General features: G+C 61.9%; 16 protein-coding genes. 13 read left to right on the top strand and 3 right to left on the bottom strand.

Features of this window, described 5'->3' with window-relative positions; all coding sequences use genetic code 11:
• The first annotated feature begins 32 nt into the window (after nt 1–32).
• The 5 genes from thiD (at nt 33) to KUV41_RS18405 (ending at nt 4603) form a co-directional block, all read left to right on the top strand.
• The gene (gene thiD, locus KUV41_RS18425; protein ID WP_206942281.1) at nt 33–863 is read left to right on the top strand and encodes a bifunctional hydroxymethylpyrimidine kinase/phosphomethylpyrimidine kinase; all 831 of its coding nucleotides are present in this window, start codon (nt 33–35) and stop codon (nt 861–863) included.
• 138 nt (nt 864–1001) lie between these two features.
• A complete protein-coding gene (locus KUV41_RS18420; RefSeq protein WP_206942271.1) occupies nt 1002–1847 on the top strand; it encodes a universal stress protein in 846 nt (281 codons plus the stop codon).
• Between the two features lie 97 nt (nt 1848–1944).
• Nucleotides 1945–2565 (top strand): chalcone isomerase family protein, encoded by a 621-nt coding sequence (locus tag KUV41_RS18415; RefSeq protein ID WP_222237981.1) that lies wholly within the window; start codon nt 1945–1947, stop codon nt 2563–2565.
• A 70-nt stretch (nt 2566–2635) separates the two neighbouring features.
• The gene (dtd, locus tag KUV41_RS18410; RefSeq protein WP_222486958.1) at nt 2636–3073 is read left to right on the top strand and encodes a D-aminoacyl-tRNA deacylase; all 438 of its coding nucleotides are present in this window, start codon (nt 2636–2638) and stop codon (nt 3071–3073) included.
• 114 nt (nt 3074–3187) lie between these two features.
• Nucleotides 3188–4603, top strand: a complete 1416-nt coding sequence (locus KUV41_RS18405) for a uracil-xanthine permease family protein (protein ID WP_222486957.1) — start codon at nt 3188–3190, stop codon at nt 4601–4603.
• Here the strand turns inward: KUV41_RS18405 and KUV41_RS18400 are convergent.
• Complete coding sequence (locus KUV41_RS18400) at nt 4586–6538, bottom strand: ABC-F family ATP-binding cassette domain-containing protein (protein WP_222238059.1); 1953 nt, start codon at nt 6536–6538, stop codon at nt 4586–4588. The genes KUV41_RS18405 and KUV41_RS18400 overlap by 18 nt on opposite strands.
• 75 nt (nt 6539–6613) lie before the next feature.
• Here KUV41_RS18400 and KUV41_RS18395 point away from each other — a divergent pair, with 75 nt between their 5' ends.
• The 7 genes from KUV41_RS18395 (at nt 6614) to KUV41_RS18365 (ending at nt 12855) form a co-directional block, all read left to right on the top strand.
• Entirely contained in the window at nt 6614–7141 is a 528-nt protein-coding gene (locus KUV41_RS18395) for a TIGR02444 family protein (RefSeq protein ID WP_206942266.1), read from the top strand.
• A gap of 133 nt (nt 7142–7274) precedes the next feature.
• Entirely contained in the window at nt 7275–8297 is a 1023-nt protein-coding gene (dctP, locus tag KUV41_RS18390) for a TRAP transporter substrate-binding protein DctP (protein ID WP_222486956.1), read from the top strand.
• A 198-nt stretch (nt 8298–8495) separates the two neighbouring features.
• Nucleotides 8496–9074 (top strand): TRAP transporter small permease, encoded by a 579-nt coding sequence (locus KUV41_RS18385; RefSeq protein ID WP_206942264.1) that lies wholly within the window; start codon nt 8496–8498, stop codon nt 9072–9074.
• Between the two features lie 34 nt (nt 9075–9108).
• Nucleotides 9109–10392 carry a TRAP transporter large permease gene (locus tag KUV41_RS18380; RefSeq protein ID WP_206942263.1) on the top strand — a complete coding sequence of 428 codons (1284 nt, stop codon included), beginning with the start codon at nt 9109–9111 and terminating at the stop codon, nt 10390–10392.
• Nucleotides 10393–10418: 26 nt separating this feature from the next.
• Nucleotides 10419–10862, top strand: coding sequence for a universal stress protein (locus tag KUV41_RS18375; RefSeq protein WP_206942262.1), 444 nt, complete (start codon nt 10419–10421; stop codon nt 10860–10862).
• Nucleotides 10863–11027: 165 nt separating this feature from the next.
• Nucleotides 11028–11744 carry an FKBP-type peptidyl-prolyl cis-trans isomerase gene (locus KUV41_RS18370; RefSeq protein ID WP_206942260.1) on the top strand — a complete coding sequence of 239 codons (717 nt, stop codon included), beginning with the start codon at nt 11028–11030 and terminating at the stop codon, nt 11742–11744.
• Nucleotides 11745–11808: 64 nt separating this feature from the next.
• Entirely contained in the window at nt 11809–12855 is a 1047-nt protein-coding gene (locus tag KUV41_RS18365) for an alpha/beta hydrolase (RefSeq protein ID WP_261396103.1), read from the top strand.
• Between the two features lie 44 nt (nt 12856–12899).
• On the opposite strand, the gene KUV41_RS18360 is transcribed toward KUV41_RS18365, so the two are convergent.
• Nucleotides 12900–13505 carry an SCO family protein gene (locus KUV41_RS18360; RefSeq protein ID WP_222486955.1) on the bottom strand — a complete coding sequence of 202 codons (606 nt, stop codon included), beginning with the start codon at nt 13503–13505 and terminating at the stop codon, nt 12900–12902.
• Complete coding sequence (locus tag KUV41_RS18355; protein ID WP_222237977.1) at nt 13502–14029, bottom strand: hypothetical protein; 528 nt, start codon at nt 14027–14029, stop codon at nt 13502–13504. Before KUV41_RS18355 ends, KUV41_RS18360 begins: the two co-directional genes overlap by 4 nt.
• 156 nt (nt 14030–14185) lie before the next feature.
• On the opposite strand from KUV41_RS18355, the gene KUV41_RS18350 reads away from it, so the two are divergent.
• Entirely contained in the window at nt 14186–15097 is a 912-nt protein-coding gene (locus tag KUV41_RS18350; RefSeq protein WP_222486954.1) for an AEC family transporter, read from the top strand.
• Nucleotides 15098–15352: the final 255 nt, after the last annotated feature.

Raw genomic sequence — 15352 nt, 5'->3', positions numbered from 1 at the left:
CTGTGGGTCCTGCTGACTTTCCGGTGCCGTTCATGTCCCAGCTCACAGCCATCCCCCACACTCTGACCATTGCCGGCTCTGACCCGTCCGGTGGCGCAGGTCTGCAAGGCGACCTCAAGACGCTGTCGGCGCTAGGCACCTATGCCACCAATGTGATTACCGCGGTGATCGCGCAGAATACCTGTGGGGTCCGCGAGGTGCACCCGGTGACGGCCGCCAGCATCCGCGTTCAGCTCGACCACTTGCTCGATGATGTCCGCGTCGACGCGGTCAAGATCGGTATGGTGGCAAGCCGCGACGTCGCCGAGGTGCTGCGCGAAGCGCTCGAGGCCCGGCGTCCGCGCTGGATCGTGCTGGACCCGGTCATGGTCGCCAAGAGTGGCGATATTCTGGTCGACGAGGCGGGGATTAGCGCCGTACGCGACATTCTGGTGCCGCTGGCTGACGTCATCACGCCCAACCTGCCCGAGGCTGCCGTATTACTTGACCGGCCCATCCCCACCAGTGCAGATGACATGGAAGCCATGCTGCCAGCACTGACCGCGCTATCGGCGCCCTATGTCCTGCTCAAGGGAGGCCACCTCGACGGTGACAGCTGCCCTGACCTGCTCGCCTCGCCCACCGGGGAGCGGTGGCTACCTGCACCACGCATCGATACTCAAAACCTGCATGGCACGGGCTGCGCGCTGTCGTCTGCCATCACCGCCAAACTGGCCCACCTGCCGCACGACGCCCAGGAAGCCCAGATTATCGACGCCATCGGCGATGCCAAGCGCTGGCTGCACCAGGCACTGGATGCCAGTCGCCGGCTGTCCGTGGGGCACGGACGGGGCCCGGTTCACCACTTCCACGCCTGGTGGTAGCCGCTACCTTCTGTTGTCGTCCAGGCTTAGGGATCAGATCATCATGCGCTGACAGCAGTGGTACCTTGGAGCGCTTGCGCGAATCGGCATGCCCACCCATGCTGAAGGTTCCTCCACTGGCGTTCTGAGGGCAGAGCCATGACTCGCTCCCTGCTGTTTGCCTGTGACCTGTCAGCCGAAAACCGCTCCGCCTTTGGCCGTGCCATTCGCCTGGCCAACGACATGGGCGCACGCCTGGACGTACTTCACGTCCTTGACCCCTATCTGCCACGGCGGGTGCTGCGTGACCTGGAAGGTGCCGTCGTCGATGACATCCATGCCATCGCCACGGATCTGCGTGAAGACTATGCGCTGAATGAACCGCCTCTGTTGGTGCAGACCGTGACCGGGGCTCCCTACGCCGAAATCATACGCGAGGCCCACGAGCGCAGCGCCGAGATGATCATTCTTGGCACTCACCGCAAGCGGGGTCACCCTGACCTGATCGGTGGCACCACCCTGGCCAGAGTGTTGCTCAGCGCACCCTGTCCGGTGCTGACCGTCAGCCAACCGCCCTCTGCCCCATGGACTGACATCCTCGTGCCGGTCGACTTCTCGCTGACCTGCCGACGCACGCTACGCGAAACCCTGCGTCATTTCCCGGAGTCACGCCTCGAGCTTCTGCACGCCTGGGACGTGCCTGGCGAGCGCGAGCTGGGCTCCGACGCGGAGTTTGCCCAATGGCGCGACCGAGAAGTCATTCGCCTGCGACACCAGCTCGAACATGAAATTGATCAGCTGATGGCAGAGTTTGAACGAGTGCCTGAGCTGGAGCTGGTACTGGAGCAAGGTGATCCACTGGATGTACTGATCGCCCATCTCCGGCGCCAACCTCCTGACCTGCTGGCACTGGGCAACCGCAGTCAGGCTGGACGTCGCAGCCAGATCACCAAGCGCCTGCTGGCAGAGCCGCGCTGCGACATCATGCTGTGTCGAGCCTGGTAATCGCCGACGGGTAAGGCGCAGCAAGATATACAAAACCTGTACAAGCAACGCATCCTTTGCCATGATCTGTACAACATCGTGCCAGAGGACGTGTCTCATGCCCCCGCGCCAGCCCCAGCAACATCCGCTCACTCGACTGATTGCCGCCATCAGCCTCATGACGTGTCTGACACTGACCATGGCGCTGCCCCCCAAAGCCGACGCCCAATCCACCACCGCGAACGCACCGCAGGTACAGGTCAAGGACGCCAGCTTTGCGCGAACGATTGAAGGTGACCGGCGCTACGATATGCTCGGTCATGGCCTGTTCACCTATATGGTGTGGGACGCCTACGCCGGCGCCTACTACCAGGCCGCAGGCTTTCCTCGACCGGCGCCGCTATCCGATGTCCCGAGACAGTTGGTGCTGCATTACTTCCATGCCATCGACGCCGAGGACTTCGCCGAGGCGACCACTCGCACGGTGCGCGAGCAGGTCAACGAGGTGAGTTTCGCCAGCGTGCGCTCAGAGCTATCTCGGCTCACAGACAGCTATCGCGACGTTCAGCCTGGGGATCGCTACGCCTTGCGCTGGAGCGGCGAGCAGCTCACCCTCTCGCTCAATGGAACGCCGCTGTTCCAGAGCCCCAACCTGGAACTGGCCATCGCCATGTTCGCCATCTGGTTGGGCAGCGATCCGTTGGACGATGGCTTCCGTGATGCGCTTCTCGGGCGCTGACCGGCGCCTTCTGCCTACCCTTACCTCTCCGTGCTAGGCTGATGCCCTTTTCAGCCAAGGCACTCGCATCATGAAAGCTCTGATTCAGCGCGTCAGACGCGCCAGCGTCGATGTCGACGATCGCACCATTGGCGCCATCGGCCACGGCCTCCTGGCCCTCGTAGGCGTCGAGAAAGGCGACGACGAGGCGGCAGCCGAACGGCTACTGCACAAGCTGCTGCACTACCGTGTGTTCGGCGACGACGATGACAAGATGAATCTCAACCTCCAGCAGGCCGGCGGCGGGCTCCTGCTGGTGTCGCAATTCACCCTTGCGGCTGACACACGCAAGGGCCTGAGACCCAGTTTTTCCAGCGCAGCCCCTCCTGCGGAAGGCGAACGCCTCTTCCACTACCTGCTTGATCTGGCGAACCAGCGCCACAGCCCCGTCGCCTGTGGACAGTTCGGAGCCAACATGCAGGTAGCGCTGGTCAACGACGGTCCGGTGACCTTCCTGCTGGAAAGCTAGGGGTCGTGACACGTCGCAATACGCTGACATGACCGTCGTCGAAAACGTCGCTTGATGTTCATGGAAACATTTACCACAATCATCTGTATACAATAACAACGGATGATCGTATCCATGACACACCAGCGACATGTCGCCAGCCGCTCGGTCTTCGACTTCCACGGCAGGCCCCCCATGAGCCGTGCCCTGCCGTTATCATTGCAGCACATCCTCGCCATGATCACGGGCACCATTACCGTGCCCATCATCGTGGCGGGCACCGTGGGTGCACCGGTGGCCCAAACACTGATGCTGATTCAGGTGTCCCTGATGGCGTCGGCGGTGTCCACGCTGATCCAGCTGTTTGGTGTCTGGCGCTTCGGCGCCCGCTTGCCGACCATCTTTGGCGTGGGCTTCGCCTATGTCCCCACCTTGACGGCGGTAGGCGCACAGTTTGGCCTGGAAGGTATCCTCGGCGCCCAACTGTGTGGAGGGATCGCCATGCTGCTGGTGGGCATCGGCATTCGACCGCTGCGGCATCTCTTCCCGCCGGTGGTCGCCGGCGTGGTGGTGCTGGTCATCGGCCTATCCTTGTATGACATCGCCATCCACTACATGGCCGGAGGACGCAACAGCCCCGACTATGGAGGCGGACAGCAATGGCTGGTTGCCCTGATCACGCTCGCCGTCGTATTGGGGGTGTCCCAATTCGGCCGAGGCTTTATCAAGCTGGCGGCGATCATCTGCGGCATCGTGGTCGGCTACGTTCTGGCACTGGCCCTTGGCATGGTCGATTTCACTGCCGTGAAGCAGGCTGCCTGGTTCAGCGCCCCACGCCTGCTACCGGTATCGCTCGACTTCGCCCCTGCCGCCATCCTGTCCATGGTGATCATCTGCGTGGTCAACTCGGTCCAGACCATTGGCGACCTGTCGGCAACCACCATCGGTGGCATGAACCGTGAGCTGGGTCATCGGGAACTCTCGGGAGGACTGCTTGGGAACGGGATCTGTACCCTGGTTGGCGCGCTGTTCGCCGCCCTGCCGACAGCGTCCTTCAGCCAAAACGTCGGCATTGTGGCCATGACCAAGGTCGTCAGCCGCTCCGTACTGGCACTGGCAGCGGTATTCATGCTGGCGGCGGGGCTGATTCCCAAGTTCGGCGCGCTGATGACCACCATTCCCTATCCCGTGCTGGGGGGCGCTACCATCACGGTATTCGGGATGATCACCATGACAGGCATCCAACTGCTGACGCGGGATGAGTTGTCAGGCCGCAACATGACCATCGCCAGCCTGTCCCTGGCACTGGGGCTCGGCCTGGCCGCCGCGCCTGAAGCGATGCAAGCCCTGCCGAGTACCTTGCAGCTCGCTCTGGGCAGCTCACCGATTGTGGTGGCGGCCCTCAGCGCCGTCACCCTCAACCTGGTGCTGCCGCAGACCAGCCTGGCAGACGAGCAGGCAGAACGGCAGCGCATGGCGGCGCGAATGGATGCACAGGATGCGGCCTCGCCCGGACACACCGAGGAGGTCCCCTCAGTCTCCGCTCGCTAGCGCGTCCTGCATCTCCTCGAGTGCCTCTTCGGCGGCCAGCCACTCGGCCTCAAGGTCGTCGAGGCGGGCCTTGAGCTCGCCCTGGCGACCCAGGCATTCGGTCAACTCCTGCTTGCGAGCGGTATCGGTGTACAGCGACGCGTCCCCCAGCCGTTCCTCGACCTCGGCGAGCTCAGCCTGCACACCCTCCATGGCCTTTTCCGCACGATCACGCTCGCGCTTCAGGGGCCTTAGCTTCTCTCTCAGCTCGGCGGCGGCTCGGCGGGAGGCCTTGCGATCTTCCTTGGGTGCTGCCTGCGCGGCGTCCGCCTTGTCGGCCTTCTCTTCCCGGGCGATGCGCCGGGCCGTCTCCAGGCGCGTCTTCAACCAGACGCGATAGTCCTCGAGGTCACCGTCGAAGGGCTCTACCCGATGATCCGCCACCTTCCAGAACTCGTCCACCGTGGCCTTGAGCAGATGGCGGTCGTGGGACACCACGATAACCGTGCCATCAAAGGACGCCAGCGCTTCCGTCAGCGCTTCGCGCATCTCGAGATCGAGGTGGTTGGTGGGCTCGTCCAACAGCAGCAGGTTGGGCTTCTGCCAGGCGATCAAGGCCAGGGCCAGGCGCGCTTTCTCGCCCCCGGAGAAGGTATCGACCTTGGCAAAGACATCGTCGCCCGGAAACCCGAAGCCTCCCAGGAACTGACGGATGTCGCTGTCAGCGGCCTTGGGCGACAGACGCTGGACGTGGGTGAACGGCGACGCCTGCAGATCGAGGCCTTCCAGCTGGTGCTGGGCAAAGTAGCCTACGGCGAGGTGTTCGCCGGGTACACGCCGCCCCTCCAGCAGGGGCAGGTCGCCGGTCAACGACTTGATCAGGGTGGACTTGCCTGCGCCATTGGGCCCAAGCAGACCAATACGCTGGCCCGGCAACAGCGTCAGCTTGACGTTGGACAGCTGAACGCGCTGACCGCCGTCCGCCTGCTGATAGCCTAACGCGGCATCGTCGATCACCAGCAGCGGGTGGGAGGTCTTCTCTGCCGCCGGCAGGGTGAAATGAAACGGAGAATCGACGTGAGCAAGGGCGATATCGCCCATGCGCTCGAGCATCTTCAAGCGGCTTTGCGCCTGCCGTGCCTTGGTCGCCTTGTAGCGAAAGCGAGCAACGAACTTTTCGATTTCCTCCCGCCTGGCCTGCTGTTTCTCGGCCTGGGCCTGCTGCAGCGCCAGCTTTTCGGCGCGGGTGCGCTCGAAGGTCGTGTAATTGCCCCGATACAGCACCAGCTGGCGACGATCGAAGTGAACGATGTGGTCACAGACGGCATCGAGAAAGTCGCGATCGTGAGAAATCAGCAGCAGAGTCCCCGGGTAACGCGTCAGCCACTGCTCCAGCCACAGCAGGGCATCCAGGTCCAGGTGGTTGGTAGGCTCATCCAGCAGCAGCACGTCAGAGGGCATGAACAGGGTGCGCGCCAGGTTGGCGCGCATTCTCCAGCCGCCGGAGAATGCCGACAGCGGCTTGTCCAGATCCTGCTGAGCGAAGCCAAGGCCCACCAGCAATTGGGCGGCACGGGCCGGCGCGCTGTAGCCATCCAGCGCCTCGATGGCCCCATGCAGCTCCGCCTCGCGATGATGGTCACCCTCCGTCTGGGCGGAGGCCAGAGCCGCTTCGGTGCGGCGCAGCTCGGCATCGCCATCCAGCACGTATTCCACGATGGGCCGGGTCAGCGCCTCGACCTCCTGGGCCATATGGGCGATGCGCTGACCGCCGCTCATTTCAATCGCGCCCTTGTCGGCGCCGATCTCGCCCAGGATCAGCCCGAACAGGCTCGACTTGCCGGCGCCATTGGGCCCCACAATACCGGCCTTGTGCCCCGCATGCAGGGTCAGGTCGGCACCTTCGAACAGTGGCTCGGCGCCACGTTGCAGGGTGACTTGGCGCAGTGCAATCATCATGGCTCCATCGAACTAGGCCCGTCGGGCCTGTTACCCGCGAGCATCTGACTGAAAATAAGGAAGGATGTCATCTTGCCCACCGATTCTACCGAATTCGCCGCGCAGCTGCGTCCCCGTCTAGCCTCAGACCCGCTATGGGAGTTTGCCCTGGCTCTCTATGCCAGGCCGGGGGTAGAGCCGTCGTGCCTGATCCTGCAGGACGAGCACGGCTGGGATGTGTGTGAGCTGATCTGGCGCTGCTGGCTGTTTCGCCATGGTGCCACGACAGGCCCGGTTCCAGCGGACGTCAGCGACTGGCAGCAAACGGTGACGGTTCCATTGCGCCAGCTTCGTCGCCAACTCAAGCGTGCCGCCCAGCACGAACCGAGCATCGCGAGTGTGCGCTCAAGCATCCAGCGCGCAGAACTCGAAGCGGAGCGTCAATGCCTCGAGATGCTCATGAAAATTAGCCTTGAGGGGCTTGCTTTTACCCCCTTGCCAGAGCCAAGACCACGCCTTGAAAAAGTTCTTCTTTCTTGCAGCGAACGACAGAAAAAAACGCAATTTACGGCCCTGAGAAGCATGGAAAGCCAGCTTGACCCTCTTCCTTCAGCGCGCTAGCCTGAACTTAACTGCATGAGAATTACTGCATTTTTTGCAGAATCTAACCCGCTGAAGCCAAAGCGGTGTAGCGCGTTGTTCAGTGCGCGCTCAACCTGCCCCTAGCTCCAACACCTGCAGAGGAACCACAAGAATGAAGGCAACACAATTGTTGACCACCGCCAGTATCGGCGCACTGATGCTGGGTCTTTCCTCCACTGCCATGGCTGACAACTGGCGCTACGCCCACGAGGAGTACGAGGGCGATGTCCAGGACGTCTTTGCTCAGGCGTTCAAGCAGTACGTTGAAGACAATTCCGACCATTCCGTCCAGGTCTATCGCTTTGGCGAGCTGGGCGAATCTGACGACATTATGGAGCAGACCCAGAACGGTATCCTGCAGTTCGTCAACCAGTCCCCCGGCTTCACCGGCGCCCTGATTCCAGAAGCCCAGATCTTCTTTATCCCCTACCTGCTGCCCACCGATGAAAGCACCGTTCTCACGTTTTTCGACGAGAGCAAGGCGATCAACGAGATGTTCCCCGAGCTCTACGCAGAGCATGGGCTAGAACTTCTGCAGATGTACCCGGAAGGGGAAATGGTGGTCACCGCCGACGAGCCGATCACTTCACCGGAAGACTTCGATAATAAGAAGATCCGGACCATGACCAACCCCTTGCTGGCGGAGACCTACGACGCCTTTGGCGCCACGCCGACCCCGCTGCCCTGGGGCGAGGTGTATGGCGGTCTGCAGACCGGCATCATCGACGGCCAGGAAAACCCGATCTTCTGGATCGAGTCTGGCGGTCTGTATGAGGTGTCTCCCAACCTGACCTTCACCGGACACGGCTGGTTCACCACCGCCATGATGGCCAACCAGGACTTCTACGAGGGCCTGTCAGACGAAGACAAGCAGCTGGTCCAGGATGCGACCGATGCTGCCTACGACACCACCATCGAGCACATCAAGGGGCTTGCCGAGGAGTCGCTGGCCAAGATCCAGGAAGCCTCCGACGAGGTCACCGTGACGCGTCTGGACGAAGAGCAGATCCAGGCCTTCCGTGATCGCGCTCCTCAGGTTGAGGAGAAGTTCATCGAGATGACCGGTGAAGGCGGTCAGACGCTGCTTGACCAGTTCAAGGCCGACCTCGAAGCGGTGCAGGGCAGCGAGGGTTAAACCTCGTCACCACGAGACCGCTCCCAAGGGGGCAGCCGCAGTCTGGCTGCCCCCTTTTGTTTGCACGACTGCCGGTCTGCGTACACATAGCGTTGGAGGCGCTATCGGCATCAGCGCCTCGCGGCCACTACGCTGCTGGCAGGGCTACAGTGAAGACCCGTGTCTCTCACCCGGTACCCCCCGACCAAGGATTGCCACATGACCGACGAAGAATCCGAAAAGAATTATCACTCGGGGCTGCCTGGTTTTCTGGGCACCATCGACAACGCGATCAGCAAGCTGGAGGCCGCCATTCTAGCCGTCGGCGTGCTGCTGATGGCAGCTAACACCATCATCAACGTGATCGGGCGTTTTGTATTTGGCGAGAGCATCTTCTTCAGCGGTGAGCTCAACCGAATCCTGATCATCATGATCACCTTTGCCGGCATCGGCTACGCCGCGCGCCATGGCCGACACATCCGCATGTCTGCCATCTACGATGCCCTGCCGGTAGGTGGGCGCCGCGTCCTGATGGTGGTCATTGCCCTGTTCACGTCACTGGTGATGTTCTTTTTGCTCTACTACTCAGTGATCTACATCCTCGACCTCTACGACAAGGGGCGCATCCTCCCCGCGCTGGGAATTCCGATTTTCTGGATCTATCTGTGGGTCCCGCTGGGCTTCTTGATCACAGGCATCCAGTACCTGCTGACGGCCATCAAGAATCTGACGTCCCACGACGTCTACCTGTCGACAGGCGTAGTGGATGGCTACAAGGACACGGAGACCGAAGTATGAGTGATGTGACGGTAGCCGCAGGAGAAATGGCCCAATGACAACGATAATGGTCACAACCATGATTGCCCTGCTATTGCTGGGCTTTCCCATGATGATTCCGCTGATTACCGCCGCGGTGATCGGCTTCTTCATGATGTTCAACGGGCTGGATCAGATGGATACACTGATTCAGCAGATGATGGCCGGCATCAGACCAGCCTCACTGATCGCGGTGCCGATGTTCATCCTTGCCGCCGATATCATGACCCGCGGTCAGTCGGCGGAGCGACTGATCAATATGGTCATGGCCTTTATCGGCCATGTGAAAGGTGGACTGGCGGTGTCCACCGCCGCCTCCTGCACGCTATTCGGTGCAGTATCGGGCTCTACCCAGGCGACCGTGGTGGCCGTCGGCTCACCGCTGCGTCCACGCATGCTCAAGGCGGGATATTCCGACTCCTTCACCCTGGCCCTGATCATCAACGCCAGTGACATTGCTTTCCTGATCCCGCCGAGCATCGGCATGATCATCTATGGCGTCATTTCCGGAACATCCATCGGCGAACTGTTCATCGCAGGCATTGGTCCTGGTCTGCTGATTCTACTGATGTTCTCTCTCTACTGCGTGGCCTACGCGGTGATTCGCGATGTACCGACAGAACCCAAGGCGTCATGGGGCGAGAGACTGGCGTCCGTCAGACAGGCGCTATGGCCCCTGGGCTTCCCGGTCATCATTGTCGGCGGTATCTACGGCGGCATTTTCAGCCCCACCGAAGCGGCGGCTGCCTGCGTACTGTACGCGGTGTTGCTCGAGTTCGTGGTGTTCCGTTCGCTGAAGATGGGCGATATCTATGCGATCGCCAAATCCACGGGGCTGATCACCGCCGTGGTGTTCATTCTGGTGGCCGTAGGCAATGGTTTCTCATGGATCATCTCCTTCGCCCAGATCCCCCAGGCCTTGCTGGAGGCAGCGGGTATCAATGAGGCGGGGCCCACCGGCGTGCTGATCGCGATCTGCGTGGCCTTCTTTGTGGCCTGCATGTTCGTGGATCCGATCGTGGTGATCCTGGTGCTCACGCCCATTTTTGCGCCAGCCATCGAGGCGACCGGCCTGGATCCCGTGCTGGTCGGCATCCTGATCACCTTGCAGGTGGCCATAGGGTCGGCCACGCCACCGTTTGGCTGCGACATATTTACCGCCATCGCGATCTTCAAGCGCCCCTATCTGGACGTGATCAAAGGCACGCCACCGTTCGTGTTCCTGCTGATCCTGGCAGCAGCGCTGTTGATCATGTTCCCGCAGATTGCGCTGTTCCTGCGTGATATTGCCTTCCGATAGCACAGCTACGGCTCAAGGAGAAACCGATGTTCAATCGTATCCTGGTGGCGGTAGATGGCTCCAAAGGCGCCATGAAAGCACTGGAAAAGGGCGTGGGTCTGCAGTACCTGACCGGCGCTGAGCTTTATATTCTGTGCGTTTTCAAGCATCACAGCCTGCTCGAGGCCTCGCTGTCGATGGTCCGTCCCGACAAGCTGGACCTGCCAGACGACGCGCTCAAGGAATATGCGTCCGAAATCGCCGTTCATGCCAAGAACCATGCGGTAGAACTGGGGGTGCCGCTGGAAAAGGTGCGTGCCTTCGTCAAGGGTGGCCGCCCCTCACGCACCATCGTGCGCTTTGCTCGCAAGCGAGACTGCGATCTGATCGTCATTGGGGCCCAGGGCACCAACGGCGATGCCAGCCTGATCCTCGGTAGCGTCGCACAGCGCGTTTCCGGCTCCGCCCAGTGTCCTACCCTGGTCGTCTAGTCGGTCATCAGACGGCAAGCCAAGCACGACAAACAAGACCCGGATCCCTGATCCGGGTCTTGTTCGTATGGAGTAGACTGCGACGGATGCGGAACCCTTTGCCGCCTGATACAGTCACACCAACGACATTCACACTGCGGCCGACGCCGCCAGACAAGGATTTCCATGAAGACACTGCTGACTTCCGCTTCGCTGATCGCCCTGCTGGGTGCCGCTCCGCTGGCCTTCTCTGCACCGGAAAGCGACCAGGAGAAACTCAGCTACAGCCTGGGTGTGACCTTGGGCCAGAGCATCAAGCAGGACGTGGAAGACCTCGATACCGACGCCTTCAGTGACGCCATCAACGATGTGTTCGCCGGCGGCGACCTGGACATGACCGACGAGGAAATTGCGGCGGCGTTGACCAAGTTCCAGGAGGACGCCATGGCCAAGCGCGCGGAGGAGCAGCAGAAACGCGCCGAAGAAATGGCTGAACAGGCAGACGCCAACCAGGAAGAAGGCGCGGCCTACATGGCTGACAACGCCGAGAAAGACGGCGTGACCACCACCGATTCCGGCCTTCAGTACAAGGAACTGGAAGAAGGCGACGGTGAGTCACCTGAAGCGGGTGACACTGTCCAGGTCAACTACGAAGGCAAGCTGATCGACGGGACTGTCTTCGACAGCTCCTACGAGCGTGGCGAGCCCGTCTCCTTCCAGGTCGGCCAGGTCATTGAAGGGTGGCAGGAAGCCCTGCAGATGATGAACGTGGGCGATACCTGGGAAGTCGTCATTCCGCCGGAGCTTGGCTACGGCGCCCGTGGACAGGGACCGATTGGCCCGAACGAGACCTTGATCTTCAAGGTCGAGCTGCTGGATATCAATCCCAGTGATGAAGGCTGAGGCAGTGCGCCCAGCTCGCCGGACCAACGCCAGCCTCCTCGGGGGGCTGGCGTTTTTTTTGGCGATGCCAGCGCTGGCACAGCCCCCAGCGCTCCCGGCGCTCGGTCTATCAGCCGAGCATACCGCCACCATTGGCGTGTCTTCCGGGGGTTACATGGCGGAGCAGCTGGCAGTGGCCTGGCCCTCACGCTTCGAGGCCCTGGGCCTGGTCGCCAGCGGACCGTGGGGATGTGCCCTGGGTGAACTGGGGGTAGCCCTCGGTCAGTGCATGGGGCAACGGCACGGTACAGCGGACTTGGCAGCCATTGATCGGCGCCTGCAGGGCTATCGTGAGCAATCGCGGGTAGGCGACGCAGACGATCTTGCCGAGCTGCGAGTGTACCTGTGGCACGGCGACAAGGACGGCACCATCGACCCCGCGGTAGGCCACGCAGCCGTTACCCAGTGGCAAGGCTGGCTGGCTGACGAACGCCAGCTTCAGGCCGTCTTTCATCCCGACGCTGGACATGGGTGGCCCACCACCGTGGAGAGCGACATCCCTCTGGCAGACTGCAGCGAAGGAGGCCCCCCTTACCTGCTGGACTGTCATACCGATCTGGCCGGAGACTTCCTCACCTGGTGGCTTGGCGCGCTCCAGCCTGCCGAGCCACCTGAGTCAGCCGAGTCAGCCGAGCAACCTGAGTCAGCCGAGCCTGCGGAGTTTGCGAGCGACGCGCGACTTATCGCCTTCGATCAGCGCGAGTTCGACGCCAAGGGCCTGGCGGATACCGGTTTTCTGTACCTGCCCGAGGCCTGTGAACAGCAGCAGAACACGTGCAAGCTCGTGGTCGCCTTCCACGGCTGTGAGATGGCGGTGGACGACACCGACGACGAGGCGATCCAGCCGCCCGCCTTTGCCAAGGCCAGCGGTTTGAATCGCTATGCCGAGCGCCTCGGCCTGGTCGTGCTGTATCCCCAGGCGGAAGCAAGCTTGGCCAACCCGAAAGGGTGCTGGGACTGGTGGGGTTTCAGCGAAAGTACCTGGCAACAGGACCCGCTGCATGACAGCCGCGATGGCCGACAGGTCAGCGCGCTGATGAGCATGATCGATCGACTGCAACAACGCCCTTGATGCACGTCATCCGCTCAGCGCGCATCACCCCAAAGGCTGCTGGCTTATTCGGCCAGCGCTCGATCAAGGGCTGCCTTTAGCGGGCCTGGAGTCGGTGAATGCAGGACACGCTCAAGGATCGTACCGTCTGGCTTGACCAGATACAGGGAGGCGGTGTGATCCACGGCGTATTCCATCTGCGAGTCTGGTGTCTCGACCTTGCGCCAGACAACGCCATAGCGCTCGCCAATGTCCGCTAGTTCGGCGGCACTCCCTGTGGCTCCGACCATGTCGTCACCGAAGGCGGCGAGATACTCCTCCAGTCGCTCCAGCGTATCGCGTTCGGGGTCTACCGAGATCATGACCGGCACCACTCGACGGCGTAGCTGAGGGGGAAGCGATAGGCGCGCCTGACGCACGACGGCGAGGCTGATGGGGCAGACATCAGGGCACCAGCTGTAGCCAAAGAACAGCACGGCGACCTGGTCATCCTGCAATGCTGACAGCGAAAACGTGCCGGTGGTGGCAGGAAGTTCGATGTTGCCGCCGACAGGCCCCGACGACGGCGTAACCTGCCAGGATCTGAAGCTCCAGAGCAAGGCTGCCGCCACCACCAGCCCCCCCGCCAGCCCAAGGGCCCAGCGACGCCGCGCAGAAATTCGGGAGGTCATGGCAGGCTACGCTCGACTTCCAGGTCGAAAAAACTGCCCACGCGTCCTCGTGGCGTATCGAAGCTGACCCGGGCACGCCAGACCATGGTCTCGCGCGTACAGATGCCCAGCTGCCCCTCACCGATGAACCGACTGACGCCGTTCTCGTCTGGTGGCTCGGCGGACAGCGTAAAACGGTGCTCGCCCATGTCCATATCGACCCCTTCGAATGACACCCTCACGTTGTCAGCAGCCACACCGTCGATGCGAACCGCCAGAGGCAGCGCGACGAGAGGCTGAATACTGCTGTCAGGCGCGATGGCAAGAGAGACGCTTTCCCCCTCTCCGAGGCTGGCCGAACAGGGCCCCTGGTGCAGATCGCACCCTGGGGCTGCGGGGTACCAGACCGTCTCCTGATGATCGCCAAGTTCGTAGCGCAACAGGTACCATAGGGCAACCAGCAGCGTGACCACGGTAACGGTGATCAGCATGCGCAGTCGTGGACGACGTGCGCCACGCGAGGCTGAGGACTGGCGCGAATCCATGTTGGAGGACGACCTCCAGAGCAGAATGGGTGTCACCTTAGCTTATCAGCAAAATCCCGAAGCCCCCTGCGCGACAATGTCGCAGTTATCAACGCGCTGGACTGACAACAACGCATCACCACGTCGCCTCGGGCGTCATTCGAACAAGGATCGTACATGGCCTCCATCAACGCGGCCCTTGGCCCTCTCTTCCTGCTGATATTGCTGGGTGCTCTTCTCGGGCTTGCACGTTTCCCCGGTGGCGACTTCTGGGCACGCATGGAACGGCTGATTTACTTTCTGCTGTTTCCTGCCATGCTGGTCGCCACTCTGGCACGCGCAGATATCAGCCAGGTTCCGGTGGTTCGGCTGGCCGTGGTCCTGCTCGGCACCATGCTTGCCCTATCCTTGCTGCTCTGGTGGTGCAAGCCGCGCCTTGGCCTTGACGCCGCCGCCTTTACATCGGTCTTTCAAGGGGCTGTTCGCTTCAACACCTATGTCGGAGTGGCAGGCGCGGCCGCCTTGCACGGCAGCCAGGGCGCGACCGTCGCGGCGGTAGCGCTGGCGCTGATGATTCCGACCGTCAATGTCCTGTGTGTGCTGACCTTTATTGCCGCCGGAACCCTGGGACGTTCCGGGCTCTGGCGCTCGCTGTGGGCACTGGCCCAGAACCCTCTGATTCTGGCGTGCCTGATCGGCATTGGACTCAACCTGTCTGGCGTCGGGCTACCTGGCTGGTCGGCCGGTACGCTGGAACTGCTGGGTCGAGCTGCGCTTCCCCTTGGTCTGGTGGCTGTCGGCGTGGCACTTCGTCCCCAGGCACTGCTTCGCCGGGACCTGGGCCTGTGGGTATCGAGTCTGGCCAAGCTCATCCTCATGCCAGCACTGGTCCTCGCACTTGGTTGGGTCTGCGGGCTCGATCCGGTCAGCCTGAATGTGGCGCTGTTGTTTGCTGCGCTGCCCACCGCCACCTCTGCCTATATTCTCGCGCGCCAACTCGGTGGTGACGCTGAGTTGATGGCCGGGCTGATCACGGCGCAGACCCTGGCCGCGATGCTGACGCTGCCACTTTGGATGCAGCTGACCTGAGCCGCACAGGCCCATATAAAAAAGATTCTCGTTTGTGTTGACGAAGCGAATGAGAATGAATTACGCTTACTTCGTCGGCGTTGATGAGTCGCCGACACCAGATACAGGCATTGCCAGTCGCTATCTGGTTTCTCCTCCTCATTGCTAGTCACGGTCCTTTCGCCGCTTCCCCTTGGAAGCGGCTTTTTCTATTGTGGCCTGATGCCATTCCGCGATCGGCCAGGCCAACGCGATGGCATCAGCAGCGCTGGCCGC

Origin of the sequence: Halomonas sp. DP8Y7-1, from assembly GCF_019801685.1 — a bacterium.
Taxonomy (GTDB): Bacteria; Pseudomonadota; Gammaproteobacteria; order Pseudomonadales; family Halomonadaceae; genus Halomonas; species Halomonas litopenaei_A.
Note: the sequence above shows the minus strand (reverse complement) of the source record. Positions and strands in the feature narration are given on the sequence as shown.

Bases quoted from the DNA above. Each gene is read 5' to 3' on its own strand.
- KUV41_RS18420 (WP_206942271.1), top strand. From the start codon at position 1,002: ATGACTCGCTCCCTGCTGTTTGCCTGTGACCTGTCAGCCGAAAACCGC.
- dtd (WP_222486958.1), top strand. From the start codon at position 2,636: ATGAAAGCTCTGATTCAGCGCGTCAGACGCGCCAGCGTCGATGTCGAC.
- KUV41_RS18380 (WP_206942263.1), top strand. From the start codon at position 9,109: ATGACAACGATAATGGTCACAACCATGATTGCCCTGCTATTGCTGGGC.
- KUV41_RS18355 (WP_222237977.1), bottom strand. From the start codon at position 14,029: ATGGATTCGCGCCAGTCCTCAGCCTCGCGTGGCGCACGTCGTCCACGA.
- KUV41_RS18375 (WP_206942262.1), top strand. From the start codon at position 10,419: ATGTTCAATCGTATCCTGGTGGCGGTAGATGGCTCCAAAGGCGCCATG.
- KUV41_RS18415 (WP_222237981.1), top strand. From the start codon at position 1,945: ATGCCCCCGCGCCAGCCCCAGCAACATCCGCTCACTCGACTGATTGCC.
- KUV41_RS18360 (WP_222486955.1), bottom strand. From the start codon at position 13,505: ATGACCTCCCGAATTTCTGCGCGGCGTCGCTGGGCCCTTGGGCTGGCG.
- thiD (WP_206942281.1), top strand. From the start codon at position 33: ATGTCCCAGCTCACAGCCATCCCCCACACTCTGACCATTGCCGGCTCT.
- KUV41_RS18385 (WP_206942264.1), top strand. From the start codon at position 8,496: ATGACCGACGAAGAATCCGAAAAGAATTATCACTCGGGGCTGCCTGGT.
- KUV41_RS18350 (WP_222486954.1), top strand. From the start codon at position 14,186: ATGGCCTCCATCAACGCGGCCCTTGGCCCTCTCTTCCTGCTGATATTG.
- KUV41_RS18370 (WP_206942260.1), top strand. From the start codon at position 11,028: ATGAAGACACTGCTGACTTCCGCTTCGCTGATCGCCCTGCTGGGTGCC.
- KUV41_RS18405 (WP_222486957.1), top strand. From the start codon at position 3,188: ATGACACACCAGCGACATGTCGCCAGCCGCTCGGTCTTCGACTTCCAC.
- KUV41_RS18365 (WP_261396103.1), top strand. From the start codon at position 11,809: ATGCCAGCGCTGGCACAGCCCCCAGCGCTCCCGGCGCTCGGTCTATCA.
- dctP (WP_222486956.1), top strand. From the start codon at position 7,275: ATGAAGGCAACACAATTGTTGACCACCGCCAGTATCGGCGCACTGATG.
- KUV41_RS18400 (WP_222238059.1), bottom strand. From the start codon at position 6,538: ATGATTGCACTGCGCCAAGTCACCCTGCAACGTGGCGCCGAGCCACTG.